The sequence below is a fragment of the Paenibacillus gallinarum genome (assembly GCF_014836635.1).
Classification (GTDB): domain Bacteria; phylum Bacillota; class Bacilli; order Paenibacillales; family Paenibacillaceae; genus Paenibacillus; species Paenibacillus gallinarum.
Genome location: NZ_JACSQL010000047.1, coordinates 1 through 1,502, shown reverse-complemented (window position 1 = coordinate 1,502; position 1,502 = coordinate 1). Strand labels below are relative to the sequence as shown.

General features: G+C 40.3%; 1 protein-coding gene. It reads left to right on the top strand.

Annotation, left to right across the window (positions count from 1 at the left end; genetic code table 11):
* Nucleotides 1-120: 120 nt before the first annotated feature.
* A protein-coding gene (locus H9647_RS25550; protein ID WP_191805308.1) for an IS3 family transposase occupies nt 121-1,451 on the top strand; the annotation gives its coding sequence in 2 pieces (ribosomal slippage) (nt 121-499 and nt 499-1,451; 1,332 coding nt in all).
* Nucleotides 1,452-1,502 lie beyond the last annotated feature (51 nt).

The window sequence follows — 1,502 nt, the reverse complement described above, 5'->3', positions numbered from 1 at the left end:
TGAACTGAACCCCGAATGGTAGACACTTAAAAAGTGACTACCATTCGGGGTTTTTCTATTTTCTTTCTAGAAAAGTCCCGTTATACTAACATTACAATTTTTTAGAACGGAGTATTTTTCATGAGTAAGATCATCTTTAATGAACACCAACAAAGACAATTAGAGGCCAATCCAAATGTTAGAATCGTGACAGATCGAACGATTCAATATACCCCTGACTTCAAACTACTAGCGGTTAAACAAAACCAAGCTGGCAAAGGACCGGCAGAAATTTTCACAGAAGCTGGATTTGATTTGAAGGTGATTGGCCTAAGTAAAGCACGAAGTGCTTTAGATCGTTGGCGCAGAACCTTTCAAGCCTATGGAGAAAATGGTTTTTTTGAAGAACGTCGAGGAAAAGGCAGTAAAGGACGTCCTAAGAAAGAAAATGCCTCCGCAGAAAGGAAATTAGCTCAAGCAGAAGCGCGTATTCGATTGCTAGAGGCGGAGTTGTCTTTACTAAAAAAGCTAGACGAGTTAGAAAGGCAGGCGAAGAAGAATCGTCGTTAACAGCTCGAGAGAAATACCAAGCCATCAATGAAACGATTCGACTCTATCAATTAAAAAACATGGTCCGTTACTTATGTGAAGTAGCTAAAGTAAGTCCTAGTGGCTATTACAAGTGGCTTCAAAACGGAGAAAAACGAGCCATGAGTGAAGAATCAGATTATCAAGATTATCTCTTTCTAAAAGAAATTTATGATCAAGCCAATGGGAAAATTGGTTATCGTGGTTTGTATATGAAAGTTGCTGAAAAGGCCGGTCAGCCCATGAATCATAAAAAAATCTTGCGTTTAATGCGCAAGTTTCAGTTCTTTGCCAAAGTACGAAGAGCAAATCCTTATCGTACGCTAGCCAAAGCTACAGAAGCTCACCGCCAGGTACCAAACCACTTAAAACGTCAGTTCAAGCAAGAGGAACCTGGGAAAACATTCGTAACCGACATTACTTACTTGCAAATTCAGGGTGGTAAAACGGCTTATTTGTCTTGTGTAAAAGATGTGGCGACACGGGAAATTGTCGCTTATGAACTTTCAACGAGTTTACGGATGGAAATTGTCTATCGAACGTTAAGCAAACTAGAAGACTTTATCGGGAATCGACTACATCCGGAAGCCATGATTCACTCGGATCAAGGTTTTCATTACACCCATCCGGAGTACCAGTCTCGTGTAAAGAGGATGGGACTCCTACAATCTATGTCGCGAAGAGGGAACTGCCTAGATAACGCGCCGATGGAATCCTTCTTTGGGCACATGAAAGATGAAATACCTTATAAACAAGCAAACAGTATAGTAGAACTAAAACGAATGGTTGATGATTACATGGACCACTATAACAATACAAGAAAGCAATGGACATTAAAAAAGATGACTCCGGCAGCATACCGAAGTCATCTCATTGCCGCTTAAACAGCAGCGCATCCTTTTTTTAAAACTGTCTACTTAATAGGGTTCAGTTCA